This window comes from Acidovorax delafieldii, from assembly GCF_007993815.1.
GTDB classification, from domain to species: domain Bacteria; phylum Pseudomonadota; class Gammaproteobacteria; order Burkholderiales; family Burkholderiaceae_C; genus Acidovorax; species Acidovorax delafieldii.
This window is the reverse complement of the sequence record NZ_VJWE01000003.1, coordinates 75,280-92,947: the sequence shown is the minus strand read 5'-3', so window position 1 is coordinate 92,947 and position 17,668 is coordinate 75,280. Positions and strand designations below refer to the sequence as shown.

The window sequence follows — 17,668 nt, the reverse complement described above, 5'->3', positions numbered from 1 at the left end:
GGTTAACCCTAATATGACCGTATGGTGCGCCGGTTGCAGAACAACGTCCAATGAAAAGCACGGCACCGATTGATGCTTTTCCTGCATGAGCTGCTCAAACGGTTCTGCGCTGTAGCGGTGCTGCTATCCGAAGCAGAGCAAACGGGCCAGGCCAGCGGCAAACCGGCCCCCAGCGCCCGCCACACCGGCCAGCGCCGTGCCCAGCGCACGTCCGCCCTGCCCTAGCGCCTGGCCCAGATCGCGCAGCGGCTGCACGACGCCACATTCCCAATCTCTGGCAGCCGTGCTGGCGGGCTGCGCCAGAGCGGGGGCTGCCACGACGTCCCAGCGGAAAGCCACCGGCTCCGCGCAGCCGGAACCGGTCCAGGCTTCCATCACCACATGCTGCCCCGGCGCAACCGTCAGCTGTTGGCCGGGCTGCAGCACGTGGTCCACAGCGGCGCCCGGCATGTCCGCCAGAACGCCACGCAAGGTAACCCACGCCTGCCCCTGGGCGATCTGCAGCACGCCATGGGTGTCTGGGTGCAATGACAAGGCCTGGCCTGTGGCCAGTTTCCAGCAACCGGCCGCGCTACGGCCAGCCGTGGCGGCGTGGACGGATTGTTGCGATTCCAGAACGTTGCGGGGGGACATGACAGGCTCCTTGGCTTCAGTAAAACGTGTTGAGGAGACTGGATAGTGCGCTTTACACCGTACACAGTCCAATGAAAACAAGGTACGCTATTCATTCCGTCAACGCATGAATCGCACTCAGGATCACTGCCATGGCCTCTGCCGAATACTCTCCCGCCGTCTTGCGCACCCGGCCCGTGGCCACAGGGCACTGGCGCGCCTTTCTGACCGTGGCCAAACACCTGAACTTTCGCGCGGCCGCCGACGAGCTGGCCCTCACCCAGTCGGCCGTGAGCCGCCAGATCCAGGCGCTGGAAGAAGAAGTGGGCGTGCCCCTGTTCCTGCGTCACACCCGTGCCGTGGAGCTGACCAGCGCGGGCGCACAGTTGCAGCGCGCCGTGGGCCCGGCGCTGGAGCGCATGGACGCCGCCGTGCGCCTGGTGCGCCAGACGGCGGGGCGCCGCAGCGTGGCCATCACCACCTGGGCCAGCTTTGCATCGATGTGGCTGATACCGCGCATGGAGGAGTTCCAGCGCGACAACCCGGGCATCGACATCCGCATTGATGCGAGCGACGTGCAGGTGGACCTGGAAACCTCGGACGTGGACCTGGCCCTGCGCTATGCCATGCCGGCCGGAGCCACGCAGGGCGGCATCCGCCTGTTTGGCGAGCAACTGGCCGTGGTGGCAAGCCCCTGGCTGCTCAAGAGCGGCAAGCCGCTGCGCACCCCCGCCGATGTGGCGCAGTTCACCCTGATCGAGGCGGGCGACGCCCACCGCACGCACTACCTGGAATACCTGAGCTGGCGCCGCTGGTTCGACACCCGCGACCTGACCAAGCTCCAGCCCCAGCGCTGGCTGTACTTCAACTACGCCCACCAGATCGTGCAGGCCGCGCTGGCCGGCCAGGGCCTGGCCCTGGCGCGCATGCCACTGATTGCCGATGCCCTGGCCGCGGGCGACCTGGTGGAGGTGCTGCCCGGCCACCGTATCGACTCGCCCCTGGCCTACTGGCTCATGGTGGGGCCGCGCAGCGCGCAACGGCCGGAGATCAAGGCCTTCTGCGCCTGGTTGCAGGTGCAGGCCGAGGCCACCCGCCAGGCGATTGGCGATGTGCCCGACCCGGACCTGAACGACAACCTGGACGGGTCATGAAAAAAGCGCTGGGCCTTGCGGCCTCAGCGCTTTCATTTTGATAGCTATCAGCGCTTATTCTTCTATCGCTTGCGACTGATTTAACCCAAAATCAGGCCAAAGTCACCCGTGCAAACTTGCGCTTGCCCACCTGCACCACGTAGGTGCCGGCGTCCAGCTTCAGGCCCTTGTCACTGACCACGCTGCCTTCCACGCGCACGCCGCCGCCGTCGATCAGGCGGTTGGCCTCGCTGGTCGAGGGGGCCAGGTTGGCCTGCTTGAGCAGCGCACCGATGCCCAGCGGCGCGCCAGACACGCTCACCTCAGGGATCTCATCCGGCACGCCGCCCTTGCTGCGGTTGATGAAATCCTGCTCCGCGGCATCAGCCGCAGCCGCACTGTGGAAGCGCGTGGTGATCTCCTTGGCCAGCATCACCTTGGCGTCCTTGGGGTTGCGCCCGCCAGCGATCTCCGCCTTGAGCGCGGCGATGTCGGCCAGGCTCTTGAACGACAGCAGCGTGTACCAGTCCCACATCAGGGTGTCGCTGATCGACAGCACCTTGGCAAACATGGTGTTGGCGTCCTCGGCAATGCCGATGTAGTTGTTCTTGGACTTGGACATCTTGTCCACGCCGTCCAGGCCCACCAGCAGCGGCATGGTGAGCACACACTGCGGTTCCTGGCCATATTCCTGCTGCAGGTGGCGGCCCATGAGCAGGTTGAACTTCTGGTCGGTGCCACCCAGCTCCAGGTCGCTCTTCAAGGCTACCGAGTCGTAGCCCTGCATCAGCGGGTACAGGAACTCATGCACCGAAATGGACTGGCCGGTGGTGAAGCGTTTGTGGAAGTCGTCGCGCTCCATCATGCGCGCCACGGTGTACTTGGCGGCCAGCTGGATCATCCCGGTAGCGCCCAAGGGTTCGCTCCATTCGCTGTTGTAGCGGATCTCGGTGCGGGCCGGGTCCAGCACCAGGCTGGCCTGCTTGTAGTAGGTCTCGGCATTCACCTTGATCTGCTCGGGCGTGAGCGGCGGGCGGGTGCTGTTGCGGCCCGAGGGGTCGCCGATCAGGCTGGTGAAGTCGCCGATCAAGAAGATGACCTGGTGGCCCAGATCTTGCAGTTGCCGCATCTTGTTCAGCACCACCGTGTGGCCGATGTGGATGTCGGGGGCAGTGGGGTCCAGACCCAGCTTGATGCGCAGCGGCTGGCCCGTGGCCTCCGAACGCGCCAGCTTCTTGACCCATTCGTCCTGTGGCAGCAGCTCTTGCACGCCGCGCAGCGAGATTTCGAGGGCTTGTCTTACACCATCAGAGACCGGGGTTGTTGTAACAGCAGATTGATTCATAAGGGTTTTTTGGGATGTCTAGACAGCATGCACCGCTATACTTCAGCCCACATTGCAGAGGCGGATTCTAGTGGGCCCGCCGTTTCGACCTGTTTTTCATCAACCTGTCGAATGGCTGCAGCCTGACAGTCTGTGCTCCTGGCCCCGCCCCGCATTCACACCGGGGGTGTGCCACGGATCCGCAATCACCCTGGGGATAGACCTTTGATTCACGGCCTCACTACGGTCCGCACCGCCAGCATCGCTTTGCTTGACCGGCTGTCCCGCACGATCCAACAACATCCCAAACGCATCACCGCCGCAGTCGCAGCCATCCTGCTGACGGGCGGCGGCGGCGCATTTGCCGTGGCCTCCTTCGCACCCGACCCGGCCGAGCTGCCGGTGCGCATGGTGAACTACCCGGTCGAATCGCTGGCCGAGAACATGGTGCTGGGCCAGTTGGATGCGCCCAGCTTTTCGCTGTTTCGCTCCGAACAGGTGCGCAGCAGCGACACCCCCGAGTCGCTGCTGCAGCGCATGGGCGTGGCCGACCCGGCCGCCGCCGCCTTCATGCGCAGCGACACGCCGGTGCGCCAGAACGTGCTGGGTCGCACCGGCCGCATCGTGTCGGCAGAGACCACCGACGACCACCGCCTGATCCGCCTGACGGTGCGCTGGGTGCCGGACGACAGCGGCAACTTCCGCCGCCTGATCGTCGAGCGCACGGGCGACAACAAGTTTGCGACCCGCATCGAAACCGCCAAGATGACGACCAACAGCCGTCTGGCGGGTGGCATCATCAATAGCTCGCTGTTTGCCGCCACCGACGCGTCGAACATCCCCGACGCCGTGGCCGTGCAAGTGGCCGAACTGTTCTCGGGCAATATCGACTTTCGCCGCTCGCTGCGCAAGGGCGACCGCTTCTCGGTGGTGTACGAAACCCTGGAAGCCGATGGCGAGCCCCTGTCCAGCGGCCGCGTGCTGAGTGCCGAGTTCGTCAACAACGGCAAGACCCACCAGGCCGTCTGGTTCCAGGAACCCAACGCCACCAAGGGCGCGTACTACACGCTGGACGGCGAAAGTATGCGCCGCGCCTACCTGACCTCGCCCGTCGAGTTCTCGCGCGTGACCAGCGGCTTCAAGATGCGCCTGCACCCCATCCTGCAAACTTGGCGCGCCCACCTGGGCACCGACTTTGCGGCCCCCACGGGCACCGCCGTGCGCACCGTGGGCGATGGCGTGGTGGAGTTTGCAGGCGTGCAGAACGGCTACGGCAACGTGGTGTTCATCAAGCACCGCAACCAGCACGTCACGGTGTATGCCCACCTGAGCCGCATTGACGTGCGCCAGGGCCAGTCGGTCGAACAAGGCCAGACGCTGGGCGCCGTGGGCGCCACGGGCTGGGCCACCGGCCCGCACCTGCACTTCGAGTTCCGCGTCAACGGCGTGCACCAGGACCCGATGACCATCGTGGCCCAGAGCGAAGCCGCAGCACCGGTGTCTGCAGCCGCACGCCCTGCGTTTGACCGCCTCGCGGCCAACATGCGTGTCCAGCTGAACGCCGCTGCGCTCATCGAGCAGGCCAGCGCAGACTGATCGCTCCCGCATCTCCAGATACCACCCGTCAGGCCATGTCCGATCTGTACATCGGCCTGATGTCGGGCACCTCGCTCGACGGGATCGACGGGGTGCTGGCTGATTTCTCGGGCCCGCGCCTGCAGGTCACGCACCACGCCAGCGCCGCCTTTGCGCCCGCACTGCGCGCCGAGCTGCTGGCCCTCAATACCCCCGGCGACAACGAACTGCACCGCGCTGCCCTCGCAGGCAACGCGCTATCCCGGGCCTACGCCGAGGTGGTGCACACCCTGCTGCAGCGCAGCGGCCACCCGGCGAGCGCCATCCGTGCAATAGGTGCCCACGGGCAGACGGTGCGGCACCGCCCCCAGGAATTTGACGACACAGGCTACACACTACAACTGGGCAACCCCGCCCTGCTGGCCGAGCTGACGGGCATAACCGTGGTGGCCGACCTGCGCAGCCGCGACGTGGCCGCGGGCGGCCAAGGTGCGCCGCTGGTGCCCGCCTTCCACCAGGGCGTGTTCGGCCGGCCGGATGAGACGGTGCTGGTGCTGAACATTGGCGGCATCTCCAACCTCAGCGTGCTGGGGGCAGATGGCAGCGTGCTGGGCTTCGACTGCGGCCCGGGCAACGCCCTCATGGACCACTGGTGCCAGCAGCATACCGGCCAGCCGTTTGACAAGGATGGTGCCTGGGCCGCCACGGGCCAGGTGCTGCCGGACCTGCTGGCTGCGTTGTTGCAGGAGCCGTATCTGCACAAGGCGCCCCCCAAAAGCACGGGCCGCGACCTGTTCAACCCCGCCTGGCTGGCAACGCACCTGCAGCCCTTTGCGCAGGCCGCAGCGGCCGATGTACAGGCCACATTGACCGAATTCACCGCAGGCGCTAGTGCCATATGCGCTAACAGCTATCCAAACAATAGCAAAACCCTGGCCGTCTGCGGCGGTGGCGCGCTCAATGGCCAGCTCATGCAGCGGCTGCAGGCTGCCTGCCCGTCCCTGCAGGTGGTGGCCACCGATGCGCTGGGCCTGCCCGCCCTGCAGGTGGAGGCCGCCGCGTTTGCCTGGCTGGCACGCCAGGCGCTGCAGGGGGCGCCAGGCAACCTGCCCAGCGTGACCGGTGCGGCCGGTAGCCGTGTGCTGGGCGCGGTGTACCCCGCCTGAACCTCCCGGTCTACACAGCCCTGGACAGGGCGATCAGCCGTGGTCCCCGGCATCGACCGAGGCGCCTGCCTGGGTGCCGGACCGGTCTTGCGGCGACAGTTGCCAGAAGATACCGGCTGAAGCCACCGTGATCAGCCCCATGCAGGCAAACGCGGCCTGAAAGGCTTGCAGGGTCTGGGCGGTGCCCGGAGGCTGGAAGAAATCGGTGAACGCCGCCAGCACCGCCCCCGCCGCAGCCACCCCCATCCCCATGGCCACCATTTGCACCATGGACAGCAGGCTGTTGCCGCTGCTGGCCATGTCGTGCCCCAGGTCCTTGAGGGTCACGGTGTTCATGGCCGTGAACTGCAGCGAGTTCACCGCACCAAACACCGCCAGCTGCACCACATGCACCCACAGCGGCTGCGAGGGTGCCGCCAGCCCGAAGCTGGCCATGGTCACCCCCACCAGCAGCGTGTTGCCCACCAGCACCTGGCGGTAACCAAAGCGGGTGATCAGCGTGGTGGTGAACCGCTTCATGGACATGCCCGCCACCGCCACGGGCAACATCATCATGCCCGCCTGCAGCGGCGAATAGCCCATGGTGACCTGCAGCAGCAACGGAATGAGGAACGGCATGCACGAGCTGCCCAGCCGGGCAAACAGATTGCCCAGCAGCCCGATGCGCAAGGTGTCGACCGAAAACAGTCGGGGCGAAAACAAAGGGTCGGGCCGCCGCGCCGCGTGCAGCCAGTAGGCCACCAGGCTCGCCAGCCCGAAGATCATGAGCACCAGCACGCTCGCCTGCCGCAGCCCCAGGCTGGCCAGGCCATCCAGCGCCAGCGACAGCGCCACCATGCCAAAGGCGAGCATCAGGTAGCCCGCCAGATCAAACCGTGCCACCGTCGGCGCGGGTACCCCGGGCATGTAGCGCATGGTGGCGACACAGCCTAGCAGACCCACCGGCACGTTGATCAGGAAGATCCAGTGCCAGGAGGCCACCTCGACCAGCCAGCCGCCCAGCGTGGGACCGATCAGCGGGCCGATCAGCCCGGGAATGGCCACAAAACTCATGGCCTGCAAGAACTTCTCGCGCGGGAAGGTGCGCAACACCACCAGCCGTCCCACGGGCAGCAGCAGCGCGCCCCCCAGCCCCTGGAGCACCCGGGCGGCCACCAGTTGGGTCAGGCTGTGCGACAGCGCACAGAACACCGAGCCCGCCACAAAAAAGACGATGGCCAGAAAGTACACCCGGCGCGCACCAAACCGGTCGGCCACCCAACCCGATGCTGGGATCAGCATCGCCATGGCCAGCGAATACGCAACAACCACCGACTGCATGCGCAGCGGACTCTCGCCCAGGCTCTGTGCCATGGCGGGCAGCGCGGTGTTGACGATGGTGGCGTCCAGCGTCTGCATAAAGAAGCCGACGGCCACCAGCCACAGCAGTACTTTCTGGGAGGGTTCCTGGTGCATGGTTTGCAGGGTTTTCAAACGAAACGAACGCACCCCATGAAAAAACCGCCCGAAGGCGGTTGATTCAGTCAGGGGAGCAGGGCTGCGCCTGTCAACGCGCCCCTCAGGCCGAGAAGCTGGAGCCGCAGCCGCAGGTGGTGGTGGCGTTCGGGTTCTTGATCACGAACTGCGCGCCTTGCAGGTCTTCCTTGTAGTCGATCTCGGCACCCACCAGATACTGGTAGCTCATGGCGTCGATGAGCAGCGACACACCGTTCTTGGTCATGGTGGTGTCGTCTTCGTTGGTAATTTCATCGAACGTGAAGCCGTATTGGAAGCCGGAGCAGCCGCCGCCTTGCACGAACACCCGCAACTTCAGGTCGGGGTTGCCTTCTTCGGCAATCAGGTCCGCCACCTTGGCCGCCGCGCTGTCGGTGAACAGGATGGGGGCGGGCATTTCGGTCTGGATGTTTTCGGCAACTGCGCTCATGGGGTACTCCGGGTTCAGGGTTTGCAGGGAATACTACTGCAAACCTCTCGGGAATTCAGGTCACTGGCTGTTTGACGCTAACTTCAGTGGGGGCTTTTCCTCCACCAGCACGGCCATTGGAATCAATTGCCCCGCGATCACGGCGCCTTGGTGCATCTCCAGGGCCTTGTAATGCACATTGCCCGTGATCTGCGCCTTGGGCTGCAGCTCCAGCAGCTCTCCCGCATGCACAGGGCCCAGCACCTGGCCGTTGATGATCACATGGTCGGCATGCACCGCCCCCTCGACCCGCGCCGTCTCGGAAATCACGAGGATGCTGGGCTGGTCCGCCGCCGCCCGGATATCGCCGACCACTTCACCGTCAATGCGCATGCCCTCGGCAAAATGCACATTGCCTTCGATCTTGGTGCCCTGTGCCACCAGGCTTTTGATGGGTGGCTGCTTTTTACGCGAGAACATGGTCGGAAGACTCCTGAAGTGCCAGGCGGTTGCAAAGACCCGCTTGGGGATGGAATTCGTGCCAGCAAGGCGGCAGGTTGTGGGTGGCAGCTGGGGCTGGATTGCCGGGGCGAGAGCGCCAAGACCTGATCAGCGCATCCACCGTCCACCTTGCACTATTCGATGGCCATGGTCTGGCTGGTGCGTACGGTGGCGCCCTCCAGCACGCGCGCGGTCACGGTTTTTACCACGGCCTGGGGCGGCAGATCGAGCACGCCCTCGATGCGGCGGTATTGTTTGACCTGCAGCGACTGGCCTTGGGGTGGCTGGGTCTGTGCCCACGGTTTGCCATCCAGAGTGCCCGCCAGCACCAACTCCAGCCGCCCGTTGAACTCCGGCGCATTGCGGGCGGCCTGGATCACCAGCACCTGCCAACGCAACTGCATCCCGCCGAGCACCTCGGCCTGCAGCGCGCGAATGGCCAGCCCATCGGTCTTGGCCGCAGGGATCAGCTTTTCAAAGAAGCCCAGATCCTCGCGCAGCGTGCGATTGTCGGCTTCAAGCTGGCGCACCTGGGCCATCAGGCTCTCCTTGGCAGCGCGCTCGGTGGCCAGCAGGCTCTCGGCGGTCAATGCCACCGTCTGGCGCTCCTGGCCCTCTTCGCGCAGGCGGCTGATCTCCGCCTTCATCTGGATCACTTCGTCACGCGAAACGGTATCGATCCCGGCAATGGATTTGCCGAATTCAAAGGCCCACAACGCCACGGCGGCGCAGAAACCCATCACCACGGCCAGAGCCAGCCATCGAAAGGGCCAGGGCAAGGCGCTGCGGATGGCCACCCGGGGGGCGCTGATGGTCAACCGACGGCGAAGCAGGCGAAAGCGCATAGGCTCAACAGGCGGACCATGGAAGGCCTCCCCAAAAAACGAAAAGAGCGCACCATAAACGAAAAAACCGCCCGAAGGCGGTTTTTCTCTGTAAAGCACCCGCGAGGAGTGCCTTGCAGTGGATGCTGCACAAGGCAACATCCGGCAGGGCCACAGCTTAACGCTTGGAGAACTGCTTGGCGCGGCGTGCGGAGTGCAGACCGACCTTCTTACGTTCGACTTCACGGGCATCGCGGGTCACGAAGCCGGCTTGGCTCAGGACGGGCTTGAGGGATGCGTCGTAATCGATCAGGGCGCGGGTGATACCGTGGCGGGCAGCGCCAGCCTGGCCGGATTCACCACCACCGTGCACGTTGATCTGGATGTCGAAGGTTTCGACATGGTTGGTCAACGCCAGGGGTTGCTTGGCAATCATGATCGAGGTTTCGCGGCCGAAGTAGGACTGGATGTCCTTGCCGTTCACCGTGATCTTGCCGGAGCCTTTTTTCAGAAACACGCGGGCGACGCTGGACTTGCGACGGCCGGTGCCATTGTTCCATTCACCAATCATCTCAAGGCTCCTTAGATTTCCAGCACTTTGGGCTGCTGGGCGGTGTGGGGATGCTCAGCACCACCGTACACCTTGAGTTTCTTGATCATCGCGTAGCCAAGGGGGCCCTTGGGCAGCATGCCCTTGACAGCCTTTTCCAGCGCGCGGCCGGGGTGCTTGGCTTGCATGTCGCGGAAGTTCGTGGCCGTGATACCGCCGGGATAACCCGAGTGACGGTAGTACACCTTGTCCAGGGACTTGGTGCCGGTGACCTTGAGTTGGGCTGCGTTGATAACGACGATGAAGTCACCGGTATCGACGTGAGGCGTGTAAATGGCCTTGTGTTTGCCGCGCAAACGGAGAGCAACTTCGCTGGCTACTCGTCCGAGGACCTTGTTGGTCGCGTCAATCACAAACCACTCGTGCACGACCTCAGCGGGCTTTGCGCTGAAAGTAGTTGTCATGAGTTTTCTCTTCAAAAGAGGGTTTGGCGGGTCCTTTTCCACGGTCGGTGCTTCTCTGAAGGAAGCCTCTTAGGTGGCAAAAAGTCTTCGCCGCGGGACCACAAAAGCGCTGCGAAGCCTTCCATTATACGAAAGAGCCATGCGTTAGCGCAAGAGCACCCCAGCCACGGCCCTCAGGGCACCTGCTCCGGTCAGTTCGGCGTCTGGCGGCGGCGCTGCTCGTCGGCCTCGTAACGGCGACGGTTTTCCACGCAGACAGTTTGATTGGCCTGGGACGGTTTCTGGCATTCCTGGTGAATACACATCGGGCGGGCCAGGAAGTTGGCGTCGGCGCACACCTCTTGCGGCGAGGGCAGACGGGGCGGCGGCGCGGGGCGGGGCTTGGGCTCGGCCACCACCGGAGGCGGCGCCGGCACGGGCTCTTCATGCACCACGATGGGTGTGGGTGCGGGCTCTGCGCCTGCACGCTTGGCCACCCGGGGGCTCACCTTGGGTGCAGACGCGACCACAAAGGCAGGAGCAGGTGCGGCCGCAGAGGCGGCGCTGGCTGACGCCACTGCGCCATCCGAGCTCAGACCTTGCGCGTCGCCCCCGGCAGCAGCCGGAGCACTGACCTCCACCAGGGCTGCGTCTGAAGCCGCCGCTGCGGCAGGCCGCTCGGCCATCTCCGTAATGATCTCGTCACGGGGCGGCTTGTTGCCCTGGCTCCAGCGCCAACCGGCGCCGGCCACCACAGCCACCAACGCCGCCATCACGATGCCCGCCACCAAAGGGGAACGCCGTGGGGATGGGGTCGGCTTGCCATTGCTGCGCACTACATCCCGCTCCAAAGGCGCAGAACGCCTATCGGCTGCACGCGACCCGCCTGCGCCCGGTGAACGGTGGTGTGGCAGGTCCTCAAAGCGCGAATCGTCGTCGGCCACCACGGTATCGCCGGCATCGATGAACACCGTGTCGCCAGCATCGGCCGCCACGGTGTCAGGACCAGCCAGCATGACCGTGTCCCCACCAAAATCATCGCCAGGGCGGCTGGCATCCGATACGGGAGCCGCCGCCACCAATTCCTCACGCTGGGCCTGTGCCTGCATCTCGGCCACGATCTTGGGGGCGGAGGTTACGTCCACGGTGGGGGTGGCCAGACCCGGGCCAGGCTGGTCGGCGGGCTCCACCCAGATGTCGCCCAACTCCGCCCGGAAGTCGAAGTGCTGCACATCGTCCGGCGCCGACGTCATCTCCATGGTCTGGAGAAAGGCATCAATGCTCTGTGGGCGGTCCTCGGGCCGAAGGGCCAGCGATTCGGCAATCGCCGCGACAAAAGGCGCTGAATACTCCACCCCAAACTGCCGCTTGACGGTTCTGGCGATGCGGGAGAACGACACCATGCGGTCACGGATGGAGCGCAGCGTGGCGGGCAGGGGCGTGTCATTGGCCAGACACCCGTGCATGACCGCCGCCAGCGAGTACAAGTCGCTCCACGGGCCTTGGCGCAGTTCCTCGTCGCCGTCGGAATACTGCTCGATGGGGGCGTAGTTCACCTTCAGCACCGCCGTGTGCTTGCGGTCCTGGTCGTTGATGGCGTGCCGGGCGGCGCCCAGGTCCAGCAGCACCGGCGGGCCGTTGTCCTGCAGGAAAATGTTGTCGGGCGAAATGTCGCGGTGCAGCGTGTTGCCATCGTGCAGCACGCGCAGCGCATCCAGCACCGACCACAGCAGCTTGCGCAGCCAGGCCTCGGGTGGGGGGGTGCGCATCTGGGCACGGGCTTGCTTGAACGTCATGCCCGAGTACAGCGGCATGACCATATAGGCCGTGTTGTTGGCCTCCCAGAAGCGGAACACCTTGACCAGAGAGGGATGGTCAAACTGCGCCAGCAGACGGGCCTCGCCCACAAAAGAGACCAGCCCGGCCTGGAAGGTCTGCTGGTCGGACGAGGACCGCACCCAGAGCGACTGCCCCTGCGAGCGTCCGGCCAGCGCCGAGGGCATGTACTCCTTGATGGCCACCGCCCGGTGCAGGGAATGGTCAAACGCCTTGTAGACCATGCCAAACCCGCCCACCCCCAGCAACCCCAGGATCTCGAACTCCGCCAGGCGGGTGCCAGGGGGCAGCGCATCGATATGGCTGACACCACTGGCGGGGGCTGTGCTGGAGCTTGCGGTCATGGTCAGAGGACGGGGCGGGCTGGCAATTTCAAATGCAAATCAATGAGGCAACTACGGCGACGGCGAAACGCTGACCCCGCCGCAGGCGCGATCATGAAGCATGGCCGCGCAGGATTTGGCAACAAATGGCTAACAAAGTGCGGCCTGTCTGCCAAAAACATCACGTCCCCCGCCACCACACGCCCCCCCGATTGTGCCGCGCCCGGACACGGGAGCCCCCCCTGGCACAACACACTCGTTACCATTGGGCCATGTTCAGTTATCGCCACGCCTTCCACGCAGGCAACCATGCCGATGTGCTCAAGCACACCGTGCTGATTGCCGCCTTGCAACATCTCACCGAAAAAGACGCGGCGCTGACCGTGCTGGACACCCATGCGGGCGCGGGCCTGTACCGGCTGGACGGGGACTATGCCAGCACCAGTGGCGAAGCCGCCGATGGCGTGGCCCGGCTGTTTGCGCCAACCACCCCCGCCCTCACCCCCGCCCTGCAGGCCTATGTGGACATGGTGGGCGCCTTCAACCAGGGCAAGGCGCTGCGCGTGTACCCCGGATCGCCCTTCATCACCCAGCGCCTGCTGCGCGACCACGACAAGCTCAAGCTGTTTGAGCTGCACCCCACCGACCTGCGCGCGCTGGCCGGCAACGTGGCCCAGCTGGAGGCGGGCCGCCAGGTGGCCGTGCTGCACGAGGACGGCTTTGAGGGCATCAAAAAGTTCCTGCCCCCACCGGCCCGGCGCGCCCTGGTGCTGTGCGATCCCAGCTATGAAATCAAGAGCGACTACGCCAAGGTGCTCGACATGGCGGCCGACTCGCTCAAGCGTTTTGCCACGGGCACCTATGCGTTCTGGTACCCCATCATTCCGCGCCCCGAAGCCCATGACCTGCCCCGCCGCCTGAAAACGCTGGCCACCAAGGCGGGCAAAAGCTGGCTGCACGCCACGCTCACCGTCAAATCGAGCAAGATCACGGAAACGGTCACGGGCGACACCAAGCGCCCAGGCCTGCCCGCCAGCGGCATGTTCCTGATCAACCCGCCCTACACACTGAAGGCCGCGCTCAAAGACGCCTTGCCCCAGATGGCCGAGCTGCTGGCGCAGGACAAACACGCCACCCACACGCTCGAATCGGGCGGCTGACCGGCCTCACAAGAACCTGTTCAAAGCCTGGCGTCAAGGCGCCGCCGGGCAGTCCTTGTCGTCGTCCTGCAGGGCGAACAGCTCCACTGGCTTCAGCCCCAGGCCCACCATACCCAGCGCCTCGGCGGCGCCCCGGCTCAAATCAATCACCCGGTTGCGGGTGTGTGGACCACGGTCGTTGATGCGCACGATCACCGTGCGCCCTGTGGCCTGGCTGCGTACACACACGCGTGAGCCAAAGGGCAGCGTGGGGTGCGCGGCCGTGAGCGCTCGCATGTCAAACAGCTCCCCGCTGGCAGTACGCCGCCGGTGGAACTGCGCCCCGTACCATGAGGCAAGGCCCACTTCATCCGCCTCCAGGCTGAGCGGCGACCCGGCAGGAGTGTTCGGCTCCGGTTTGGCCGGGGGATCGATCAGCATGGCCTCACCCGGCACGGACAAGAGATTAGGGGCCAGCGCATCCGGCTCTGCCTGCAACCCCTGGGCCTGAACAGCGGCGCAGGCGCTGCACAGCAGCCACAGACCCACCGCTCGCCGCAGCAGCACCCGCAGGGCAGCGCCGCGATGGGCCCCGGGAGGCTGTGTGCCCCCCGCCATCAGATCCCCAGCCGGCGACAGATCTCCAGCGTCGCGGCGCTTTGGTTCATGGTGTAAAAGTGCAGCGCTGGCACGCCGGCACTGCGCAGCTGGTCGCACAGGTCGGTCACCACATCTAGGCCAAACGCCTTGATGCTGGCAGTGTCGTCCCCAAACGCCTGCAGCCGCAGGCGGATCCAGCGCGGAATCTCGGCACCGCAGGCATCCGAAAACCGCATCAGCTGCGTGGAGCTGGAAATCGGCATGATGCCCGGCACCACCGGTACGTCGGCACCCAGCTGGTGAGCGTCTTCAACGAAGCGGAAATACGCGTCGCTGTTGTAGAAGTACTGGGTGATCGCGGAGTCCGCGCCCGCACGCACCTTGGTCACGTAGGCCTGCAGGTCTGCCTCGGGCGACCTGGCCTGGGGATGCACCTCGGGGTAGGCTGCCACTTCAATGTGGAAGTCGCGGCCCGTTTCGGCGCGGATGAAGGCCACCAGATCGCTGGCGTACTGGAACTCGCCGCCCGCGCCATAGCCGCTGGGCAGGTCGCCGCGCAGCGCCACCAGGCGCTTGACGCCCATGGCCTTGAGTGTGGCCAGCTGCTCGCGCACCGACTGGCGCGTGGCCCCGATGCACGAAAAGTGCGAGGCGGCACCCACGCCTTCGGACAGGATCTCGCGCACCGTGCCGAAGGTGCCTTCTTGCGTGGAGCCCCCTGCGCCATAGGTCACCGAGCAGAAGTCGGGGTGCAGGGCATACAGCTGCTGGCGCGCCACGCGCAGCTTGTCAGCACCTTCAGGCGTCTTGGGCGGAAAAAACTCGAAACTCACCGGGAACCCGGTGCCTTGCGCGTGGGCTGCATTCATGCGGCTCTCCTTGCGTGTACAAAAAATTCTCGGTTGCCATCGCCGCCCTGGATGGGACTATCGATCCACGCCAACACCTCCAGGCCCACCGTGGCGCAGCAATCGCGAATGCGCTGCTCCACCACCGCATACAAGGACTCGTCGCGCACGATACCGCCCTTGCCCACCTGCCCGGGTTGCAGCTCGAACTGCGGCTTGACCAGCATGACCAGGTCGCTCTGGGGCGCCAGCAACGGCACCAACGCAGGCAACACCAGGGTGAGTGAGATGAAAGACAGGTCACCCGTCACCAGCGCAAAAATGGGGGTGATGTCCACATCTGCGCACTCGGGCCGGCGGCGGCGCTCCACCGGCAGCGTTCCCTGGGCGCGCTGCGCGCGCTCGGACTTGAAGGCCTCGATGTCCTGGTCCTTGGCGTCGTCGCTGTCGTCGTACGCCTCGTCCACCAAGCCGCCATTGCGCATCCAGCTGTAGGGGGCCTCGGGTTGGGTCTCGTTGTCTTCTTCGGGCACGATGACTTCGGACAAGGCCATCTCACAAGCCTGCACCAACGCATCGGGCGTGAGCGAGCGGGCATTGACGCCCTCCACACACACCACACGCAGATCGCTGCGCAGCCGGTCGTGCAACTGGGCGTGGCCCACGTCCACCCCAATCACCTGGGCGGCGCCCTGCTGAAGCAGGCAGTCAGTAAAGCCGCCTGTGCTCTGCCCGACATCCAGGCACCGCAGGCCAGCCACCGACAGGCCCAGCGCCTTGAGCGCGCCTTCCAGCTTGAGCCCGCCGCGCGAGATGTACTTGGCTTCTGCATCGTCCAGCAGCTGCACCTCGGCCACTGACGGAATGTCGTCGCCGTTCTTCACCACCTTCTGCCAGGGCGCCAGCGGCGACAGGCGCCACTGCACGCCCGAGGCAATCAGACGCTGCGCCTGCGAGCGCGTGGCAGCGTGGCCACGCTCCACCAAAAATACATCTGCGCGCATCGCGCCCATCCTTTTAGAGTCAAATCGGCTGGTAGCGCTAGTGAATCATGCGCCAGCAGCTATCAATTAAAGAGCAATCAGACATTGCTCCGAGCAACGGCGCCAGACCACCGTGCGCGCGCCCCGTCGCCGGGGCGCGCTGCACAGGGATCAGTAGCGGTAGGTGTTGGCCTTGTAGGGGCCTTGCTTGGACACGCCGATGTAGGCGGCCTGCTCGTCAGTGAGTTCGGTCAGCATGGCGCCCACCTTCTTGAGGTGCAGGCGCGCCACTTTCTCGTCGAGGTGCTTCGGCAGCACATAGACCTTGCCAGCCTGGTACTCGTCCTGCTTGGTGAACAGCTCGATCTGCGCGATGGTCTGGTTGGCGAAACTGGAACTCATCACGAAGCTGGGGTGGCCAGTGGCGCAACCCAGGTTCACCAAGCGGCCCTTGGCCAGCAGCGTGATCTTCTTGCCGTCAGGGAAGATGACATGGTCCACCTGGGGCTTGATCTCGTCCCACTGCAGCTTCTCCAGCGAAGCCACATCGATCTCGTTGTCGAAGTGACCGATGTTGCACACGATGGCTTCGTCCTTCATGGCGGCCATGTGCTCGTAGCGGATCACGTTCTTGTTGCCGGTGGCAGACACGAAGATGTCGCACTTGTCGGCAGCGTATTCCATCGTCACGACCTTGTAGCCTTCCATTGCGGCCTGCAGGGCATTGATGGGGTCGATCTCGGTGACCCACACCTGGGCGCTCAGGGCACGCAGCGCCTGGGCAGAGCCCTTGCCCACGTCACCGTAGCCCGCCACGCAGGCGACCTTGCCGGCGATCATCACATCGGTGGCGCGCTTGATGGAGTCCACCAGCGATTCGCGGCAACCGTACAGGTTGTCGAACTTGGACTTGGTCACCGAATCGTTCACGTTGATGGCACGGAACATCAGGCTGCCCTTGGCGGCCATTTCGTTCAGGCGCAATACGCCGGTGGTGGTTTCTTCGGTCACGCCGATGATGTGGGCGCTCTTGCGGCTGTACCAGGTCGGATCCACGGCCAGCTTGGCCTTGATGGCGTTGAACAGGCAGGTTTCTTCTTCGCTGGTCGGGTTGGCGATCAGTGATGCATCCTTTTCGGCGCGCTTGCCCAGGTGCATCAGCAGCGTGGCATCACCGCCGTCGTCCAGGATCATGTTGGGGCCTTCGCCCTCAGTGCCGGCAGCGCCGAAGTCAAAGATGCGGTGGGTGTAGTCCCAGTATTCCGCCAGGGTTTCGCCCTTGATGGCGAACACGGGCGTGCCAGCGGCAGCAATCGCGGCCGCGGCGTGGTCTTGTGTGGAGAAGATGTTGCACGATGCCCAGCGCACTTGTGCACCCAGCGCCTGCAGTGTTTCGATCAGCACGGCGGTCTGGATCGTCATGTGCAACGAGCCGGTGATGCGCGCGCCCTTGAGCGGCTGCTTGGCGGCGAATTCTTCGCGGATGGCCATGAGGCCAGGCATTTCCGTTTCGGCGATGCGGATCTCTTTGCGGCCCCATTCGGCCAGGCCGATGTCGGCAATGATGCAGTCGGTGTTGACCGGGGCGTTGACGCGTGCGTTCATGATGGTGTGCTCCAAAGCATGTTTGAAAAGCCACTGCGCGAAGGGGATGGTCGATACGACTCACCGCACGCGAAGTGGATGAGCGTCGTTGCTAGATGACTCCGAGCCTCACGCCCCGCCTGTGCTGGGGACGCTGCAACGCTCCTCGGATCGGCGGATTATAAAAGCAAGTGCTCGCCCGGCGCTACGCCAGCGGGGCAATCCATCCCCCAGCCTTGCACGGAACAGTAAAATCCCGCGACCGCAGACCTCGCGGCCTCCCCGCAGGCCCCGCCCCCCCCAGATTCTTGTGCAGGGCACGCT

The 17,668-nt window shown here is 65.0% G+C and carries 17 protein-coding genes and 1 riboswitch; of the genes, 4 read left to right on the top strand and 13 right to left on the bottom strand.

Going from position 1 to position 17,668, the window contains the following annotated elements; genetic code table 11:
• Positions 1 to 123 precede the first annotated feature (123 nt).
• Positions 124 to 633, bottom strand: a complete 510-nt coding sequence (locus ATF69_RS01930) for a DUF2917 domain-containing protein (RefSeq protein ID WP_244303638.1) — start codon at positions 631 to 633, stop codon at positions 124 to 126.
• A 131-nt stretch (positions 634 to 764) separates the two neighbouring features.
• Between ATF69_RS01930 and ATF69_RS01925 the strand changes: the two genes are divergently transcribed.
• Positions 765 to 1,766, top strand: coding sequence for a LysR substrate-binding domain-containing protein (locus ATF69_RS01925; RefSeq protein ID WP_056743853.1), 1,002 nt, complete (start codon positions 765 to 767; stop codon positions 1,764 to 1,766).
• 91 nt (positions 1,767 to 1,857) lie between these two features.
• Here ATF69_RS01925 and tyrS read toward each other — a convergent pair whose 3' ends face one another.
• Positions 1,858 to 3,090: a tyrosine--tRNA ligase gene (tyrS, locus tag ATF69_RS01920; protein WP_056743852.1), complete on the bottom strand. Its 1,233-nt coding sequence runs from the start codon at positions 3,088 to 3,090 to the stop codon at positions 1,858 to 1,860.
• Between the two features lie 204 nt (positions 3,091 to 3,294).
• Between tyrS and ATF69_RS01915 the strand changes: the two genes are divergently transcribed.
• Together ATF69_RS01915 and ATF69_RS01910 are read left to right on the top strand one after the other, a co-directional pair.
• Complete coding sequence (locus ATF69_RS01915) at positions 3,295 to 4,665, top strand: M23 family metallopeptidase (protein ID WP_099729252.1); 1,371 nt, start codon at positions 3,295 to 3,297, stop codon at positions 4,663 to 4,665.
• Between the two features lie 35 nt (positions 4,666 to 4,700).
• Complete coding sequence (locus tag ATF69_RS01910) at positions 4,701 to 5,810, top strand: anhydro-N-acetylmuramic acid kinase (RefSeq protein ID WP_146869742.1); 1,110 nt, start codon at positions 4,701 to 4,703, stop codon at positions 5,808 to 5,810.
• 33 nt (positions 5,811 to 5,843) lie between these two features.
• Here the strand turns inward: ATF69_RS01910 and mdtD are convergent, their stop codons facing one another.
• The 7 genes from mdtD to ATF69_RS01875 all read right to left on the bottom strand — a co-directional run bounded on the left by mdtD (position 5,844) and on the right by ATF69_RS01875 (position 12,211).
• The gene (gene mdtD / locus ATF69_RS01905; protein WP_146869741.1) at positions 5,844 to 7,265 is read right to left on the bottom strand and encodes a multidrug transporter subunit MdtD; all 1,422 of its coding nucleotides are present in this window, start codon (positions 7,263 to 7,265) and stop codon (positions 5,844 to 5,846) included.
• 103 nt (positions 7,266 to 7,368) lie between these two features.
• Complete coding sequence (erpA, locus tag ATF69_RS01900; protein WP_008907234.1) at positions 7,369 to 7,734, bottom strand: iron-sulfur cluster insertion protein ErpA; 366 nt, start codon at positions 7,732 to 7,734, stop codon at positions 7,369 to 7,371.
• Positions 7,735 to 7,794: 60 nt separating this feature from the next.
• Complete coding sequence (locus tag ATF69_RS01895) at positions 7,795 to 8,193, bottom strand: bactofilin family protein (RefSeq protein ID WP_056057955.1); 399 nt, start codon at positions 8,191 to 8,193, stop codon at positions 7,795 to 7,797.
• 155 nt (positions 8,194 to 8,348) lie between these two features.
• Positions 8,349 to 9,059, bottom strand: coding sequence for a DUF6776 family protein (locus ATF69_RS01890; RefSeq protein ID WP_099729249.1), 711 nt, complete (start codon positions 9,057 to 9,059; stop codon positions 8,349 to 8,351).
• 157 nt (positions 9,060 to 9,216) lie between these two features.
• Complete coding sequence (rpsI, locus tag ATF69_RS01885) at positions 9,217 to 9,609, bottom strand: 30S ribosomal protein S9 (protein WP_005798582.1); 393 nt, start codon at positions 9,607 to 9,609, stop codon at positions 9,217 to 9,219.
• A gap of 11 nt (positions 9,610 to 9,620) precedes the next feature.
• Positions 9,621 to 10,052: a 50S ribosomal protein L13 gene (gene rplM / locus ATF69_RS01880; protein ID WP_015015720.1), complete on the bottom strand. Its 432-nt coding sequence runs from the start codon at positions 10,050 to 10,052 to the stop codon at positions 9,621 to 9,623.
• A 191-nt stretch (positions 10,053 to 10,243) separates the two neighbouring features.
• Positions 10,244 to 12,211, bottom strand: coding sequence for a serine/threonine protein kinase (locus ATF69_RS01875; protein WP_146869740.1), 1,968 nt, complete (start codon positions 12,209 to 12,211; stop codon positions 10,244 to 10,246).
• Between the two features lie 251 nt (positions 12,212 to 12,462).
• On the opposite strand from ATF69_RS01875, the gene ATF69_RS01870 reads away from it, so the two are divergent.
• A complete protein-coding gene (locus ATF69_RS01870; protein WP_099729247.1) occupies positions 12,463 to 13,350 on the top strand; it encodes a 23S rRNA (adenine(2030)-N(6))-methyltransferase RlmJ in 888 nt (295 codons plus the stop codon).
• A gap of 33 nt (positions 13,351 to 13,383) precedes the next feature.
• Here ATF69_RS01870 and ATF69_RS01865 read toward each other — a convergent pair whose 3' ends face one another.
• The 4 genes from ATF69_RS01865 to ahcY form a co-directional block, all read right to left on the bottom strand.
• Positions 13,384 to 13,770, bottom strand: a complete 387-nt coding sequence (locus tag ATF69_RS01865; RefSeq protein ID WP_369817452.1) for a septal ring lytic transglycosylase RlpA family protein — start codon at positions 13,768 to 13,770, stop codon at positions 13,384 to 13,386.
• A 176-nt stretch (positions 13,771 to 13,946) separates the two neighbouring features.
• On the bottom strand, positions 13,947 to 14,798 hold the full coding sequence (metF, locus tag ATF69_RS01860) for a methylenetetrahydrofolate reductase [NAD(P)H] (protein ID WP_121941056.1): 852 nt from the start codon (positions 14,796 to 14,798) through the stop codon (positions 13,947 to 13,949).
• Entirely contained in the window at positions 14,795 to 15,781 is a 987-nt protein-coding gene (locus tag ATF69_RS01855; protein ID WP_146869739.1) for a TlyA family RNA methyltransferase, read from the bottom strand. The genes metF and ATF69_RS01855 overlap by 4 nt, the downstream gene beginning before the upstream one ends.
• A 150-nt stretch (positions 15,782 to 15,931) precedes the next feature.
• Positions 15,932 to 17,365 (bottom strand): adenosylhomocysteinase, encoded by a 1,434-nt coding sequence (ahcY, locus tag ATF69_RS01850; protein ID WP_056058155.1) that lies wholly within the window; start codon positions 17,363 to 17,365, stop codon positions 15,932 to 15,934.
• A 73-nt stretch (positions 17,366 to 17,438) separates the two neighbouring features.
• Positions 17,439 to 17,518: riboswitch (S-adenosyl-L-homocysteine riboswitch) on the bottom strand.
• Between the last annotated feature and the right edge of the window lie 150 nt (positions 17,519 to 17,668).